Source organism: Micromonospora sp. NPDC049204, assembly GCF_040647935.1.
GTDB lineage: Bacteria > Actinomycetota > Actinomycetes > Mycobacteriales > Micromonosporaceae > Micromonospora.
Genome location: NZ_JBEZDC010000001.1, coordinates 614,921 through 631,950, shown reverse-complemented (window position 1 = coordinate 631,950; position 17,030 = coordinate 614,921). Strand labels below are relative to the sequence as shown.

At 74.6% G+C, this 17,030-nt stretch carries 6 protein-coding genes; all 6 read left to right on the top strand.

What is annotated here, in order from left to right:
- Positions 1-68: 68 nt before the first annotated feature.
- Positions 69-3,581 carry an AMP-binding protein gene (locus tag AB0A90_RS02810; RefSeq protein WP_357240560.1) on the top strand — a complete coding sequence of 1,171 codons (3,513 nt, stop codon included), beginning with the start codon at positions 69-71 and terminating at the stop codon, positions 3,579-3,581.
- Positions 3,578-6,661, top strand: coding sequence for a thioesterase domain-containing protein (locus AB0A90_RS02805; RefSeq protein ID WP_357240557.1), 3,084 nt, complete (start codon positions 3,578-3,580; stop codon positions 6,659-6,661). The genes AB0A90_RS02810 and AB0A90_RS02805 overlap by 4 nt, the downstream gene beginning before the upstream one ends.
- 149 nt (positions 6,662-6,810) lie before the next feature.
- Positions 6,811-10,332: an amino acid adenylation domain-containing protein gene (locus AB0A90_RS02800; RefSeq protein WP_357240554.1), complete on the top strand. Its 3,522-nt coding sequence runs from the start codon at positions 6,811-6,813 to the stop codon at positions 10,330-10,332.
- A gap of 14 nt (positions 10,333-10,346) precedes the next feature.
- Positions 10,347-15,818: an SDR family NAD(P)-dependent oxidoreductase gene (locus tag AB0A90_RS02795; RefSeq protein WP_357240551.1), complete on the top strand. Its 5,472-nt coding sequence runs from the start codon at positions 10,347-10,349 to the stop codon at positions 15,816-15,818.
- 22 nt (positions 15,819-15,840) lie between these two features.
- Positions 15,841-16,794 carry a TauD/TfdA family dioxygenase gene (locus tag AB0A90_RS02790; RefSeq protein WP_357240548.1) on the top strand — a complete coding sequence of 318 codons (954 nt, stop codon included), beginning with the start codon at positions 15,841-15,843 and terminating at the stop codon, positions 16,792-16,794.
- A complete protein-coding gene (locus AB0A90_RS02785; RefSeq protein ID WP_357240545.1) occupies positions 16,794-16,982 on the top strand; it encodes an MbtH family NRPS accessory protein in 189 nt (62 codons plus the stop codon). Before AB0A90_RS02790 ends, AB0A90_RS02785 begins: the two co-directional genes overlap by 1 nt.
- Positions 16,983-17,030 lie beyond the last annotated feature (48 nt).

The window sequence follows — 17,030 nt, the reverse complement described above, 5'->3', positions numbered from 1 at the left end:
GGGGATCATGATCAATGTAGCCGGTCGCGGCGTGTCCATCTTGTGTGGAGCGATGTGCGCGTCCTGAGATGGAAAATTCAACCCTGATCCATCGCTTCGGCGATGCCACTACCGCCCGGCCCAACCATCCCGCCGTGCTCGGTGACACCGGCCCGCTCGACTACGCCGGCCTGGCCGGCCTGGCCGGCGGCCACGCCGAGCTGCTGGCCGGGGCCGGCGTTCAACCCGGCGACCGGGTCGGACTGTTGACCACACACGGCGCCGGCACCATCGCCGCGATGCTGGGCACCCTCGCCGCAGGCGCCGCCTACGTGCCGCTCGACCCGGGCTTCCCGGAGCAGCGACTGCGCCAGCTCGTCGACGGCGCCGACGTCACCGTGCTGCTCAGCGGGGGCGAGCACACCGAGCTGGCCCGCCGGCTCGCCACCGACCGGCCCGGCACGCGGGTCGTCCCCGCCGTCGACGTGCGGCCGGCGTCACTGCGGCCGGTGTCGGTGGACCCGGACGCCCTCGCGTACGTGCTGTTCACGTCCGGCTCCACCGGCCGGCCCAAGGCGGTCGGGCAGACCCACCGCAACCTGCTGCACGTGGTGGACAACCAGATCGCCACCCTCGACCTGCGTCCGGACGACCGGCTCAGCCTGCTCGCCTCGTTCAGCTTCGACGCGGCCATCCCCGACCTCTACCCGGCGTTGCTCACCGGCGCCGCCGTCGTCCCGGTCGACCTGCGCCGCCACGGGCTGGCGTACGCCGTCGCGCAACTGGCCCGGCACGCCGTCACCGTCTACCACTCCACCCCGACGGTCTTCCGGTACCTGCTGGACACTCCCGGCGTCGACCGGCTCGACCGGGTCCGGGTGGTGCTGCTCGGTGGCGAACAGGCCAGCTACGCCGACGCCGCCCGCGCCCAGGGTCACTTCGCCCCGGGTTGCGTGCTCGTCAACGGCTACGGTGCCACCGAGATGACCTTCGCGGCCCGGTCCGTGTTGCCGCTGGCCGACGTCGACCGTACGGCCACCGGGCCGCTGCCGATCGGCACCGCCCTGCCCGGGTACGCGCTGCGGCTGACACCGGACGGCGAGATCGTGGTGCGCGGCCGGCACCTCGCCCCCGGCTACCTCGACCAGGTCAGCGACCGGTTCGGGCTTGACCCCGACGGGGTGCCCGCGTACCGCACCGGCGATCTCGGCGAGCTGCTGCCCACCGGCGAGCTGCGCTGCCTCGGCCGCCTCGACCGGCAGGTCAAGGTGCGCGGGTTCCGGGTCGAGCTGACCGAGATCGAGTCGGTGCTCGCCGCCGAACCGAGCGTCGCCGAGGTGCGTGCCATCGCCCGCGACGGCGAGCTGCTGGCGTACGTCCGGTCGACCGGGACACCGGTGGACCCGGCCGCGCTGCGGGCCGCCCTGGCCCGGCAACTACCCGAGTACGCACTGCCCCGCGCCGTCGTGCCGGTCGCCGAGTTTCCGCTGACCGTCAGCGGAAAGATCGACGAACGGGCGCTGCCGGCGCCGGCCCGGGCCGTGCTGGCCGAGGATCGACCGGCCAACCCGACCGAGCGGATCGTGCACGACATCTGGTGCACCGTGCTCGGCCGGGACGCTGTCGGCCGCACCGACAGCTTCTTCGACGTCGGCGGGCAGTCCCTGCTGCTCGGCCAGGTGCAGCAGCGACTGACCGAACGGTTCGGGGTCCGGCTGCCGCTGCTGCGGCTCTTCGACCATCCGACGGTCGCCGCCCAGGCTCGACTGGTCGACCCGCCGCCGTCCGCCGACCTGCCGGCCCCGCCCGTCGCGACCGCCTCGGCGTCCACCGCGTCGGCGTCCACCGGCGGTGCGTACTCCTCGTCGGTCGGCGTCCGCGAGTACACCGGCGAGGAGATCGCCGTGGTCGGGCTCGCCGGCCGGTTCCCGGGAGCGGCGGACGTGGCCACCTTCTGGTGGAACCTGTGCGCCGGCGTGGACGCCATCCACGACCACAGCGACGAGGAGTTGGCGGCGCTGGGCGTCGGCCCCGGGCTGCGCGCCGACCCCCGGCACGTGAAGGCCACCGGGCGGCTCGACGGCATCGCCGACTTCGACGCGGAGTTCTTCTCCTTCGGCGACCAAGAGGCCGCCCGTACCGACCCGCAGCACCGGCTGTTCCTGGAGACCGCGTGGGAGGCGCTGGAGGACGCCGGCCACGACCCGACCCGGTTCCCCGGCCTCGTCGGCGTGTACGGCGCCACCTCCGTCAACCGTTACTTCCTCTTTCACCTGATGGACAACCCGGCCGTGATCGGTGACGTCGATCCGGACGACTGGGAGGCCCGCCTGATCGGCCGGCAGCTCACCGACCACCTGCCCGGCCAGGTGGCGTACCGGCTGGGGTTGACCGGGCCGGCGGTGGCCGTGCAGAGCGCCTGCTCCAGCTCGCTGGTCGCGGTCTGCCTGGCCGCGCAGAGCCTGGCCGACTACCAGTGCGACATCGCTCTGGCCGGTGGCGTGAGCGTCACCTGGCCCCGGCACCGGCACACCCCCGGTGGCCTGGCCTCACCGGACGGTCGCTGCCGGGCCTTCGACGAGGCCGCCCAGGGCGCCGGCTTCGGCTCCGGGGTCGGGGTGGTGGCGCTGCGTCGGCTCGCCGACGCGCAGGCCGACGGGGACCGCGTCCTCGCGATCCTGCCCGGCTGGGCGGTCACCAACGACGGTGCCGACCGGGCCGGCTACGCCGTCCCCGGGCCGGCCGGGCAGGCCGCCGCGGTGACCGGCGCGCTCGCCGCCGCCGAGGTCGCCCCGGGCGAGGTCCGTTTCATCGAGGCACACGGCAGCGGTACGCCGCTCGGGGACGCCATCGAGGTGGCCGCGCTGCACGAGGTGTACGCGGGCGCCGCCCCCGCCGAGACCTGCGCGCTCGGCTCGGTGAAGACCACCATCGGTCACCTCGACGCCGCGGCCGGCATCGCCGGGCTGATCAAGGCGGTGCTGGCCGTACAGCACGGGGTCATCCCGCCGAACCTGCACTTCACCCGTCCGCACCCGGAGATCGATCTGGCCGCCGGTCCGTTCTACGTACCGACGAAGGCGCGGGACTGGCCCGACGTGCCGCGCCGGGTGGCCGGGGTCAGCTCGTTCGGGCTGGGCGGCACCAACGCGCACGTCGTGGTGGAGCAACCACCCGCGGTCGAGCCGGTCGACACCGGGTCGGCCAGCGCGCACCTGCTGCCGGTGTCGGCGCGTACCCCCGCGGCTCTGCGGGCGGCCCTGACCCGGCTGCGGCGGCACCTGGCGGGCAGCGCGCCCACGCTGGCCGAGGTCGCCGCGACGTTGGCGCTGGGCCGACGGGAGTTCGGCTGCCGGGCCGCGGTGGTCGCCACCACTCCGGCCGACGCGGTCGCCGCGCTCGACGCGTTACTGGCGACGGACACCCGAGTGGCCGGTCCGGCCGGCCCGCTGCGCGACCTGGCCGCCGGTTGGGTGACCGGCCGGTCCCTGGACTGGACGGCCCTGTACCCGGCCGACGGCGTCCGACGAACCTCGCTGCCCACCTACCCCTTCCAGCGGCAGCGGTACTGGATCGAACCTCCTCAGAAAGGTGTTCGGTGAACTGGTTCCTCTCCGCCGGCAGCCGCGATCCGGCACCGGTGCAATTGTTCTGCCTGCCCTATGCCGGCGCCGGAGCCGGCGCGTTCCGCAACTTTCCGGGCCGATTCGGTCCGGACGTCGAGGTGCTGCCGGTGCAGCTCCCCGGCCGGGAGAACCGGATCAGCGAGGACCCCCGGTTCCGGGTGGTCGACGTGGCGAGCGCCATCGCCGGGCGGGCCACCGGGCCCTACGCCATCTACGGCCACTCGATGGGCGGCCGGCTCGGCTTCGAGGTGGTCCGCGAGCTGCGCCGCGCCGGGCGTCCACTGCCGCTGCGGCTCTACGTCGGCGGCGCCCGCGCACCGCACGTCACCGCGCCCACCATCTTCGACGGGCTGTCCCAGGTGGACGACGACGAGCTGCTGCGCCGGCTGGGGGCCGGCGGCGGCCTGCCCGCCGGCGTGCTGGAGCACCCCGAGCTGGTCGACCTGCTGCTGCCGCTGCTGCGCGCCGACTTCGAGCGGGTGGACACCTACCGGTACCGGCCCGAGGAGCCGCTGCCGGTGCCGATCATCGCGTTCACCGGCCGGCGCGACCCGGCGGTGACCCGGGAGCAGAGCGCGGCCTGGCGGGAGCACACCGCCGCCGGCTTCACCCTGCACGAGCTGGACGGCGGGCACTTCTTCCTGCACGACGCGTTGCCCGAGCTGGCCGACGCGATCCGCGCCGACCTGACCGCGGCGCTCACCGCCGAACCGCCGGCCGCCGCGCCGAGGGCGGCCGCCGCCGCGCACCGGGTCCCGCTGGGCGACACCGGCTGGTCGGTGTGGCGCGACGCGGTCCTGCGCAGCACCGGCTTTCCGGCCGACGGGCTGACCCTGCTGTCCGCGCCGCACGCCGCCGCGGCGGCCGACGAGCTGCTGACCACCGGCGCCGGCGCCGACGTTTTCGACAAGGAGTTCGCCGAGGCGCTGTCCACCGCCACCCGGCGGATCACCGAGCTGGCCGCCGACCCGCTGCTACGCGAGGCGGTCACCTGGCAGAACCGGGGGGTGCTGCCCACCCTGGACGGGCTGGTCCGTGGTGGCCCCGACGCTCCCCGCAACACCCGTAGACGCGAGCGCGAACGGGCCGTCATCAGGTACTGGCAGCGCTACTGCGGCAAGAACGAGACCGTCGGCTTCTTCGGCCCGAACTGCTGGGTCACCCTCGACCCGGAGCTGCCGGTCGCCGCCGAGGTCCGGCCGGGCGCGGCGCTGACCCGTGACCGCTGGGTGTGGTTCGAGTCCTGGGCACTGACCGTGTACGCGCAGCGGATCGCCGAGGACCTGGCCGTCCGCCGCTGGTGGGCACCCCAGCTCGCCCCGCACCTGAGCCTCGCCGGCCGGGAGGTGCGCCGCCCGGGTCGACCCCCGGTGCCCCTGTCGCCGGTCGAGGCGGCACTGCTCGGTGCCGCCGACGGCCACCGCCCCGCCCACGAGCTGGTCACCGACCCGGCAGTCGGTCTGCGTCGGCCGGAGGACGGGTACGCGCTGCTCGACCGGCTGGTGCAGCGGGACCTGGCCACCTGGGACGCCGCGCTGCCGGTGAGTCCGGCCGCCGAGGAGGTGCTGCGGCAGCGGATCACGCAGGTCGGCGACGGCCCCGCGCGGGCCGTCGCCCAGGCCGGCTTCGATCGGCTGTGCGCCGCCCGGGACGCGGTCGCCGCCGCCGCCGGCGATCCGGACCGGCTGCACGCCGCGCTGAACGCGCTCGACGAGACGTTCACCGACCTGACCGGGCAGCCGGCGCAGCGCCGGGCCGGGCAGATGTACGCCGGTCGGACGCTCTGCTACGAGGACACCAGCCGGGAGCTGGACGTGGTCTTCGGCGCACCGCTGCTGGACGGGATCGCCGCCCCGCTCGCCGTGCTGCTGCGGGCCGCCCGCTGGCTGGCCGGCGCCTTGGAGGAGGCGTACGCGGTGGTGTTCCGGGAGCTGTACGACGAGCTGCGCGCCGAGGCCGGCGACGCCCCGGTGGCCCTGTCCGACCTGTGGTTCCTGGTCCAGGGCATGTTCTGGGGCAGCGGGCCGCGCCCGGTCGACGCGGTGGCGGGCGACTTCGCGGCCCGCTGGGCGGGGCTGTTCGGGCTGGCCGACCTGCCGCCGGGCAGCACCGACGTCCGGCTGGACGTGGCGGACCTGGCCGCCCGGGTCGACGAGGTCTTCCCCGTTCTCCGGCCAAACTGGTCGAACTCCCGGCTGCACAGCCCCGACCTGCAGATCTGCGCGGCCGACGCCGACGCGCTGGCCCGCGGCGACTACACCGTGGTGCTCGGCGAGCTGCACGCCGCTTGGCCGTCGTTCGACTGTGCGGTGCTCACGGCCGCACATCCGGACGTGGAGCGGCTGCGCGACGCGCTGGCGGCCGACCTCGGCCCGAACCGGATCCGGCTGCTCTATCCCACCGACTGGCCGCGCCGCACCAGCCGGGTCGCCGAGTCGCTGATCGGCCCCACCGACCGGCAGGTGGCCTTCGCGTCCGCGCCCAACGCCGACCCGGACCGGGTGCTGCCCACGGTGGCGCTGACCGTGCGGGACGAGGACGGCCGACTGACGGTCGTGGCCCCCGACGGGCAGCGCTGGCTCCTGACCGAGGTCTTCGCCGGGCTGCTCAGCCTGCACGCCGTGGACGGGTTCAAGCTGGTCGCGGCCGCCCCGTACACCCCGAGGATCACGCTGGACCGGCTCGTGGTGGCCCGGCAGACCTGGCGGACCACCGTCGGCGCGTGCGACTTCGGCGCGGCGAAGGGTGAGCGGGCCCGCTTCCTGGCCGTACGGGACTGGCGACGCCGGTTGGGCCTGCCCGAGCAGGTGTACGTCAAGCTCGGCACCGAGACCAAGCCCTGCTTCGTCGACCTGAGCAGCCCCGCCTTCGTTGACATGTTCTGCGTGATGGTCCGGGCGGCCCGGCGTGACGGCGGCGACGACACGACGGTGGTGGTCAGCGAGATGCTGCCCACCGAACAGGACGCCTGGGTGCCCGACGGGGCCGGCCGGCGCTACTTCAGTGAGCTGCGACTGCACATCGTGGACGCCGACGAGCCGGAACCGGTCCGATGAGTCACGTGCTGCCACCGGGCGGGACGGGCTGGTCGGTGTGGCGGGACGTGGTGCTGCGACAGCTGGGTGACCGACGCGCAGGGCCGCGCCCACGTCAGTGAGCTGCGCCCGCAGATGACCGATCCGAACAGCTATCCCGGGGGGAACGGGTGACCGACCTACTGTTCAGCAACGCCGTACGGGGCGAGACCCTGCCCTGGCCGGACGCGACGATCGCCGAGCTGGTGGTCGCGCAGGCCGCCCGTACGCCGGGCGCGACGGCGGTGCGCCAGTGGGACAGCCGGCTCAGCTATGCCGAGCTGCTGTCCCAGGCCGCCGGGGTGGCTGCCGCGCTGCGCGCCCGCGGCGTCGGCCGGCAGAGTCGGGTGGGAGTGTGCGGCAGCCGCCGGCCCGAGCTGGTGGCGACCGTGCTGGGGGTGTTGCTGGCCGGCGGTTGCTACGTGCCGCTGGAGCCGGGCGGCCCGCGTCGGCGGCTTCGCGGGATCGCCGCCGACGCGGGCATCTCCCTGGTGGTCGGCGACGCCGCCAAGACCGAGTTCGGTGACGCCCCCGGCGTCGAGGCGGTCGGGTTGCCCGGCCCGGCCCCCCTCGCGCCCTGCCCGGCCCGGCCCGGCGACCCGGCGTACGTGCTGTTCACCTCGGGCTCCACGGGTCGGCCCAAGGGTGTGCTCACCAGTCACCGCAACGTGGTGGAGTTCGTGACGGGCGTGGCCGCGTTGAGCGGTGCCGACGCCGGCGTACGCAGCCTCGGCCTGGCGTCGCTCGGCTTCGACGCGGCCACCATCGACCTGTTCGTGCCGCTGCTGCTCGGCGGGACGGTGCAGCTCCTCGGCGCATCGGATCGCGCCGACCCGGTCCGGCTGACCCGGTTCGTCATCGAGCACGAGGTCAACTGGGGTTTCATCACGCCCACCGTGCTGGCCATGTTGGACCCGGCCGAGCTGACCGGCTGGCGTACGGTGCTCTGCGGCGGCGAGGCGGTACCGGCCGCGCTGGCCGCCCGCTGGGCGCCCGGCCGCCGCCTTCTCAACGCGTACGGCCCCACCGAGACGACGGTGATGGCGGTCAGCGGCCCGTTGAGCGCCACCGAGGTCGACCCGGTACCGATCGGCCGGCCGATGCCCAACCACCGGGCGTACGTGGTGGACGCGGCGCTAAACCCGGTGCCGCCGGGCGAGACCGGTGAGCTGCTGATCGGCGGGCCCGGGCTGGCCGACGGCTACCTGGGCCGGCCGGCGCTGACCGCCGAGCGGTTCGTTCCGGACCCGTTCTCCGGGCTGCCCGGCGAGCGGTTGTACCGCACCGGCGACCTGGTGCGGCAGGACCCGGACGGGCGGATCGTCTATCTGGGCCGGGCCGACCGGCAGGTGAAGATCCGTGGGCAGCGCATCGAGCTGGGCGAGGTCGAGGCGGTGCTCGCCGACCTGCCGGGGGTGACCGGGGTGGCCGTCGAGGCGGTGCCCGGTCCGGCCGGCACCGAGCTGGTCGCGTTCCTCACTCCGGCGGATGCCCCCGACGACGCGCGGCTGCGCGCGTACGCCGGCAGTCGGTTGACCACGGCGATGCTGCCGGCCCGGGTGCTGCGCAGCGCGGCCCTGCCGATCAGCCCGATCAGCGGCAAGCTGGACCGCCTCGCGCTGCGCGCCCTGGCCGCGGCCCGCACCGCCTCATCCGCCGACACCGTCGCTCCGGAGGTGCCCGGTGGCCCCCTCGCGGCGGCCGTGGCCGGCATCTGGACCCGGCTGCTCGGCGCGGCACCCGGGCCGGCGACCGACTTCCTCGCCGCCGGTGGCAACTCCATCGCGGCGATGCGCCTGGTCGCCGCGCTGCGCGCCGAGCTGGGCCGGCAGCTCGACACCCGTGCGGTGTTCACCGAGCGCACCTTCGGCCGGCTCGCCGAGCGGGTGGCCGCCGCACCCGTCGGCGACGACCGGCTGAGCACCGGCAACCCGCCCACTCTCTCCCCACCGCAACGCCGGCTCTGGTTCGTCGACCAGCTCGCGCCGTCCAGCGCGCCGTACAACATCGCGGTGGCGCACCGGCTGCTCGGCCCGCTGGACATCGCGGCCCTCGGCGCGGCACTGCGGACCGTCGCCGAGCGGCACGACGTGCTGCGCTGGCGCATCCCGCAGACCGCCGGGGTGCCCTACGCGGTCTGCGCCGAGCCGACCGATGTGGCGGTGCCGGTGGTCGACCTGACCGGCAGCGCCGAGCCGAAGACGGAGCTGGCCCAGATGCTCGCGGCCGGTGCCGCGCATCCGTTCGACCTGGCCACCGGGCCACCCTGGCAGGTGACCGTCTACCGGCTCGGCCCGGCCGAGCACGTGCTGGCCGTCACCTGGCACCACGCCGTCTTCGACGGCTGGTCGGAGCGGATCTGCTACGACGACCTCGCCGCCGGGTACGCCCAGGCGGTGGCCGGCACGGCGCCCACACTGCCGGCGCTGCCGGCCCGGTACGCCGACTACGCGGTGTGGCGTGCCGAGCGCGACCGGCTGCGGGGCGGGCCCGACCTGGCCTGGTGGACGGGGCACCTGGACGGCGTGCCGACCGTGCTGGAACTGCCCCGGGACCGGCCGCGGCCGGCGGTGCAGACGTACGCCGGGGCGGAGGCGGCGGTCCGGCTGCCCGCCGACACCGACCGCGCGGTCCGCGAGCTGGCCGAGCGTCGCGGCACCACGGTCGCCGCGGTGCTGCTGGCGGCCTTCGGTGAGCTGATCGCGCGGCTCACCGGTGGCGACGACCACGTGCTCGGGGCGATCGTCGCCGACCGGCGGTTGGCCGCCTTCGACGACGTCATCGGCTTCTTCATCGACACGGTGCCGGTGCGGGTCCGCACCGGCGGGGTGAGCTTCGCCGAGCTGGTCGACCGCTGTGCCGGGGAGTTGCACGAGGTCACCGCCCACCCGGGGGCACCACTGGAACGCATCGTCGAGGCGCTCGGCGTCGGCCGGGACACCGCCCGCGCACCGCTGGTGCAGGTGCTGTTCAACGTGCTCAACTTCGCGCCGCCCGCGCTGACGTTGACCGGGTTGGCCGCCGAGCCGGTGCCGGTGCCCAAGCCGGGCTCGCCGTTCGACATCACCGTCTACGTGGTGCAGCACGGCGGTCGTACGGGCGTCGAGGTGGTCTACAACCCGGACCTGTTCGACGCCGGGCGCGTCGACGACCTGCTCGCCGACCTGGCCGAGCTGGTGGGCGCGCTGGCCGCGGCGGCGGACACGCCGGCCCGCGAGGTCGCCACCGCGCTGCCCCGACCCACCGTGCGGGTGCCGCAGCTCGGCGCGATGACGGTCGCCGGCGGTGACCCGGTCGGCCCCCCACCCGCGCTGATGCCTGTCGGCCCGGACGGGCTCACCGAGACCGAGGAGCTGATCGCCGGGATCTGGCGGGAGGTGCTGGAGCACGACCGGGTCGGGGTGACCGACAACTTCTTCGACATCGGCGGGCACTCGCTGGCGCTCGCCGCCGTGCACGCCCGGCTGACCGCCGCGACCGGCCGGTCCATCCGCATGCTCGACCTGTTCCGCCACCCCACCGTCCGAGCGCTCGCCGCCAGCCTCGACGGTGCCGCCGACCGGCCGGAGCTGGCCCGGGCCGCCCTGCGGGCCGCCGCACGCCGCGGCCGTACCCGTCGTAACCCACCTCGCCGCCCCGGCGGCTCCGCGTGACGAAGGACAGCCTGATGAGCAACCCGACCGCAGCTGACCAGTCCGACGACGTCACCGAGTCACCTGAGCACGGCATCGAACCGATCGCGATCGTCGGCCTGGCCGCGCGCCTGCCCGGCGCCGCCGACGTCCACGAGTTCTGGCGCAACCTGGTCGACGGCGTGGAGTCCAGCACCGAGCTGACCCGGGAGGAGCAGCTCGCCCGGGGCGCGACACCCACGGAGGTCGACGACCCGGGCTGGGTCAACCGCGCCCCGCTGGTCGACGGCTACGACGAGTTCGACGCCACGCTGTTCGGGATGACCGCCCGGGAGGCGGAGCTGACCGACCCGCAGCACCGCCTGTTCCTGGAGTCCTGCCACACCGCGCTGGAGGACGCCGGCTACGACCCGGCCCGCTACGACGGCGCGATCGGCGTGTACGCGGGCACCGGCGGCAACACCTACCTGCACCGCTACGTGTTGCGTAACCAGCGGGTCGGCGGCAACCCACACGGCACGGTCTCCATCGCCACCGGCAACTCGCCGAACTACGTGGCCACCAACGTGTCGTACCGGCTGGACCTGCGCGGGCCGAGCCTGACCGTACACACCGCCTGCTCCACCTCGCTTGTCGCGTTCCACCTGGCCTGCGAGTCACTGCGCAACGGTGAGTGCGACATGGCGCTGGCCGGCGGTGTCAACATCGAGCTGCCGCACGTCGGCTACCTCGGCATGGAGGGCTTCACCTCGCCCGATGGCCGGTGCCGCCCGTTCGACGCCGCCGCCAACGGCACCGTGTGGGGCAGTGGCGTCGGGGTGACGCTGCTCAAGCGGCTCTCCGACGCGATCGCCGACGGTGACCACATCCGTGCCGTGGTTCGGGGCAACGCCATCAACAACGACGGTGCCGGCAAGGTGGGCTTCACGGCGCCCAGCGTCGACGGGCAGGTGGCCGCGATCGCCCAGGCCGTCGATATGGCCGACATCGACCCGCGCACCATCAGCTACGTCGAGGCGCACGGCACCGGCACCGCGATGGGCGACCCGATCGAGGTCGCCGCGCTCGCCGCCGTCTACGGCCGGGACACCGACGAGCGGGGATGGTGCGGCATCGGGTCGGTGAAGTCCAACATCGGCCACCTCAGCCAACCCTCGGGCATCGTCAGCGTGATCAAGACGGTGCTCGCCATGGAGCACGGGCTGATCCCACCGACGATCAACTACGAGACGCCGAACCCGGCGGTCGAGTTCGCCGACACCCCGTTCTACGTGGCGAACACCCTCGCCAAGTGGGACACCGACGGCGGGCCGCGCCGGGCCGGGGTCAGCTCGTTCGGCATCGGCGGCACCAACGCGCACGTCGTGCTCGAGGAGGCGCCGGCGGCGTACCGCACCGACCGCCGGGTGCGCCCGGCGCATCTGCTCCAGGTCAGCGCGGCCACCCCGGGCGCCCTGGACGCCGCGGTGCAGCGCCTCGCCGCCCACCTGGACGGTGCCGCGGACGCCGGGCCCGCGTACCTCGCCGACGTCGCGCACACCCTGCGTGCCGGCCGCCGCCCGCACCCGCACCGCCGCGCGGTGGTCGCGTCGGATCTCCCCGGCGCCGTCACGGCCCTGCGCGCCCCGAAACGCGGAGCGCAACCATCGACCGGGGGCCCAGCCCCGAAAGTCGCTCTCCTGTTCTCCGGTCAGGGTTCCCAGTACGCCGGGATGGGCGCGCAGCTCCACGCCGAGCAGCCCCGCTTCGCCGCCGTCGTCGACGAGTGCGCCGAACTTCTCCTGCCCGACCTGGGCATCGACCTGCGTGACCTGATCCTCGGTCGGGATCCGATGGCGGGGGAGAGGCTTACCGAGACCCGCTACACCCAGCCGGCGCTGTTCACCGTCGAGTACGCCCTGGCCGCGCTCTGGCAGGCCACCGGCGTACGCCCGGCCGCGATGATCGGCCACTCGATCGGTGAGTACGTCGCGGCCACCGTTGCCGGGGTGCTGAGCCTGCCGGACGCGCTGCGGGTGGTCGCCGCCCGGGGCCGGCTGATGCAGTCGCTGCCCACCGGGTCGATGCTCGCCGTCTCGCTGGACGAGTCGGCGGTCGCCGACGTGCTGCCCGAGGGGTTCTCGGTGGCCACGGTCAACGGGCCGGGGACCTGCGTGGTGGCCGGCGAGACCGCCGCCGTCGAGGCGTTCGCGGCGACGCTGACGGCAAAGTCCAAGATGCTGCGCACCTCGCACGCGTTCCACTCGCCGATGATGGAGCCGATCCTCGCCGAGTTCACCGCGCTGATGGGCACGGTGTCGCTGCGCCCGCCGACCGTGCCGTTCCTCTCCAACGTGACCGGCACCTGGATCACCGCCGAGCAGGCCACCGACCCGGCGTACTGGGCGGCGCACCTGCGCCAGCCGGTCCGCTTCGGCGACTGTGTGGCCACCCTGCTGGCGGCGGGCACCTGGCAGTTGGTCGAGTGCGGTCCCGGCCGGCAACTGGCCAGCCTGGCCCGGATGCAGGTCGCCAAGGCAGCGCCGGAGCAGCGACCGCTCATCCCGCTGGGCAGCCTGCCCGCCGCCGGGGAGACCACCGGCGACCTGGCCGCTCTGCTCGGCACCGCCGGCGCGCTCTGGTGCGCCGGGCTGCCCGTACGGTTCGACGTGGACCCGGCGGCGCGGCGGGTGCCGCTGCCCAGCTACCCGTTCGAGCGCCGCCGCTACTGGATCGACCCGGACCCGGAGCAGCAGGTCGCCGCCGCTCCGGTGGAGACCGGGCCGCGTCCGCTGCCCGAGTGGTTCGCGGTGCCGGTCTGGCGGCAGGCCGCGCCGCTGCCGCCGACCGGTTCGCTGGGCCGCTGCCTGGTGCTGACCGCGGGCGCGCGCGGCGACGCCCTGGTCGCCGGCCTGCGGGCCGCCGGTGCCGACCCGATCCCGGTACGCCCCGGTGACGCCTTCACCGCCGACGGCGGCTACCGGCTGCGCCCCGGGGTGCGCGCGGATCATGAGGCGCTGGTCGCCGCGCTCACCGCCGACGGTGGACTGCCGACCCGGCTGGTGCACGCCTTCACGCTGGACGGTGCGCCGACCGGCACCGACATCGAGGCCACCTGGGCGGCCCAGGAGCTGGGCTTCTTCAGCGCCCTGCACCTGGTGCAGGCGCTGGCCGGCGCCGGCCGAACCGGCGAGGACGGCGACGTCGTCCTGGATCTGGTCACCGCCGGCACCGGCGATGTGCGCGGCGACGACCTGCGCCGCCCGGAGCACGCCACCCTCGCCGGGCTGGCCCGGGTGCTCCCGGCCGAACTACCCGGGGTGGCCGTCCGGCTGGTCGACGCGGACCCGGCCGACGACGACGTCACCGCGCTGGTCGCCGAGCTGCGCCGTCCTCGGGAGCCTGAGGTCGCCCTCCGTGGGGGTCGGCGTTGGGTGGCCGACGTCGAGCAGGTGACGCTCGACGCCGAGGGGGAGCCGGGCGCGCTGCGCGACGGCGGCCGGTACCTGATCACCGGTGGGCTCGGCGGCATCGGCATCACCCTGGCCGAGGACTTCGCCACCCGCGCCCGCGCCAAGCTGGTGCTGCTGGCCCGCTCCGGGCTTCCGGAGCGTGAGCGGTGGGACGACCACCTCGCCGTGCACGGCGACGACCGGGCCGGTCGGGCCATCGCGGCGATCCGCCGGATGGAAGCCGCCGGCGCCGAGGTGCTGGTGCTCGCCGCCGACGTCACCGACCCCGCCGACCTGCGCCGGGTCCGCGACGCCGCGCAGGCCGCGTACGGCGGCATCGACGGCATCGTGCACGCGGCCGGTCTGCCTGGCGGCGGAATGGTCGAGGTCAAGGAGCGGGCCGAGGCCGAGCGGGTGCTCGCTCCCAAGCTCGCCGGCACGCTCGCCCTGGCCCAGGTCTTTGGCGACCTGCCGCTGGACTTCGTGGTGCTCTGCTCGTCCATCACCGCGGTGGTCGGCGGCTTCGGGCAGGTCGACTACTGCGCCGCGAACGCGTTCCTGGACGCGCACGCCCGCTCGGGTGCCGGCTGGCGGGCTCCGGTGCTGTCGCAGAACTGGGGCGGCTGGGCCGAGGTGGGCATGGCGGTGGAGACCGCCGCGCCGGCCGGGTTCCGGGCTGCCGGCCGCGACACGGTGACCAGCACCGTCGACCACCCGGTGCTCACCACGAAGGTCAGCGGGCCGACGGAGATCGTGCTGCACGGCCTGGTCTCCGCCAGCACCCACTGGCTGCTCGACGAGCACCGGATCGCCGGCGTGCCGGTCGTACCGGGCACCGCCCACCTGGAGTCGGTGCGGGCCGCGGTGGCCGCCGCGATGCCCGCGCCCGACGGGGACGCGGCAGTGGAGCTGCGCGACGTGGTCTTCCTGGAGCCGTTCGCGGTGCCCGACGGCACCATCGCCCAGTACCGGGTGGAGCTGACGCCGGCCGACGACGGCGGCACCGACTTCGCCGTCCGGAGCCTGGCCAGCGGCCTCCTGCGCACCCACGTACGGGGTGCAGCCGGCTGGACCGACGAGCCCACCCCGCCGGCCCGCCGCGTCGAACCGACCGGTCGGCGGGTGGACGACGACGCGTCCTTCGGCCGGGGTCGCACCAGCATGCTCACCTTCGGGCCGCGCTGGGCAGCCTTGAACGAGCACCATCTGGCCGACGACACCGAGCTGGCGGTGATCGAGGCCCCTGCCGCTGCGCTCGGTGACCTGCCCGCCTGGGGCCTGCACCCCGCGCTGCTGGACGTGGCGACCGCGTTCGGCCGGGGCCAGGGCAGCGGCGCCTACCTGCCGCTGTCCTACGGCCGGATCGTGGTGCGCGGGCCGCTGCCGGCCCGGTTCACCAGCGAGCTGCGACACCGGCCCGGTAACACCGACGAGGTGGTCGCCGCCGACCTGTCACTGCGCGACCCGGACGGCCGGGAACTGGTCGCGATCAGCGACTTCGTGCTGCGCCGGGTCGACCAGGGTGCGGTCACCGGTGGCCTGATCGAGACGTCCACGGTCGATGCCCCGTCGTTGGCCTCGACCGAGGACATCCGGCCGGTGGACGGTGCGGAGGCGTTCCGCCGCAGCCTCACCGCCGGTCTCGGCGCCCAGGTCGTCATCGCCACCCGGACGGTGGCCGACATCCGGCATCGGGCCGGTCGGGTCACCGCCGACGACCTCGCTGGCGACGACACGGTCACCGGCTCGACCCGGTCCGGCCTCGGGGACGGCGGCGCCGCGCCGGGCACCGAGCTGGAAAAGATCATCGCCCGGGTGTGGGAGGACGGGCTCGGGGTGGCCGAGGTCGGCGTCGACGACGACTTCTTCGCCCTGGGCGGTAACTCCCTGGTCGCGGTGCAGCTCATCGCGGCGATGCGCAAGGCGACCGGCGTGCGGCTGCCGATGCGCAGCCTCTTCGAGACCCCCACGGTGGCCGGGCTCGCCGCCCGGATCGAGGAGCTGCGTGCCGCCGACACCGACGATCCGGCCGCCCCGGCGCCGACCTCCGCCATCCCGCGACTGCCCCGCGCGTAACGAGAATCAGGAGTAGACAGCAATGAGCGACACGATCGCCACGCTGCCCGTGGTCGTCGAAGCCGACGGCCGGGCGCTGACCGAGCTGATCACCGATCGCCGCGCCGAGCTGCGGACCACCCTGGCCGACCAGGGTGGGCTGCTGTTCCGCGGCTTCGACGTGGGCGGGGTGGACGGCTTCGACCAGGTGGTCCGGGCGTTGTCCGGGGAACCACTGACCTACACCGAGCGGTCCTCGCCCCGGCACGCCATCAAGGGCCGGGTGTACACCTCGACCGACTACCCACCGGACGAGGAGATCTTTCTGCACAACGAGAACTCGTACCAGGCGCGGTGGCCGTTGACCCTGTTCTTCTACTGCATCACCGCGCCGCAGACGCTGGGCGCCACCCCGTTGGCCGACATCCGTCAGGTCTACCGGGAGATCGACCCGGCGGTACGCGAGGAGTTCGTACGCCGGCGCTGGATGCTGATCCGGAACTTCCACGAAGATTTCGGCACCACCTGGCAGCACGTGTTCGGCACCGACGATCGTGGCGAGGTGCAGGCGTACGCGGCGGCCAACCGGATCACGCTGGAGTGGGTGGGCCGGGACGGGCTGCGTACCCGTGCGGTGCGTGACGCCGTGCACCTCCGCCCCGGCTCGGACGTTCCCCGCTGGTTCAACCACGCCACCTTCTTCCACGTGAGCAGCCTGGCGAAGGACCTCCAGGAGGGCCTGCTGGACATGTTCGGCGCCGACGGGCTGCCGTCGAACACCTACTACGGCGACGGTGGCGAGATCCCCGCCGACGTCCTGGACCACCTGCGGGCCGCCTACCGGGCCGCGAGCGTCCGCTTCGACTACCACCGCGACGACGTGCTGGTGGTCGACAACATGACCGCCGCGCACGGCCGGGAACCGTTCACCGGCCCCCGCAGGATCGCCGTCGCGATGGCCGAACCGCACACCCCTGACACCAACGGAGAGCAGTGATGGCCGAGCCCCGATTCCTGGTCGTGCGCAACGACGAGGAGCAGTACTCGATCTGGTCGGCCGAGCGGGACCTCCCGGCGGGATGGCACGACACCGGCTTCGCCGGCACCCGCGAGGAGTGCCTGGCGCACATCGACACCGTCTGGACCGACATGCGTCCCCGCTCGGTACGCGAGGGGGCCCAGTGAGCGCGAGGAGTGCAGCGGAGCGGAGCCCCGCAGTCGCGAACGAAAGGC

Bases quoted from the DNA above. Each gene is read 5' to 3' on its own strand.
- AB0A90_RS02810 (WP_357240560.1), top strand. From the start codon at position 69: ATGGAAAATTCAACCCTGATCCATCGCTTCGGCGATGCCACTACCGCC.
- AB0A90_RS02795 (WP_357240551.1), top strand. From the start codon at position 10,347: ATGAGCAACCCGACCGCAGCTGACCAGTCCGACGACGTCACCGAGTCA.
- AB0A90_RS02790 (WP_357240548.1), top strand. From the start codon at position 15,841: ATGAGCGACACGATCGCCACGCTGCCCGTGGTCGTCGAAGCCGACGGC.
- AB0A90_RS02785 (WP_357240545.1), top strand. From the start codon at position 16,794: ATGGCCGAGCCCCGATTCCTGGTCGTGCGCAACGACGAGGAGCAGTAC.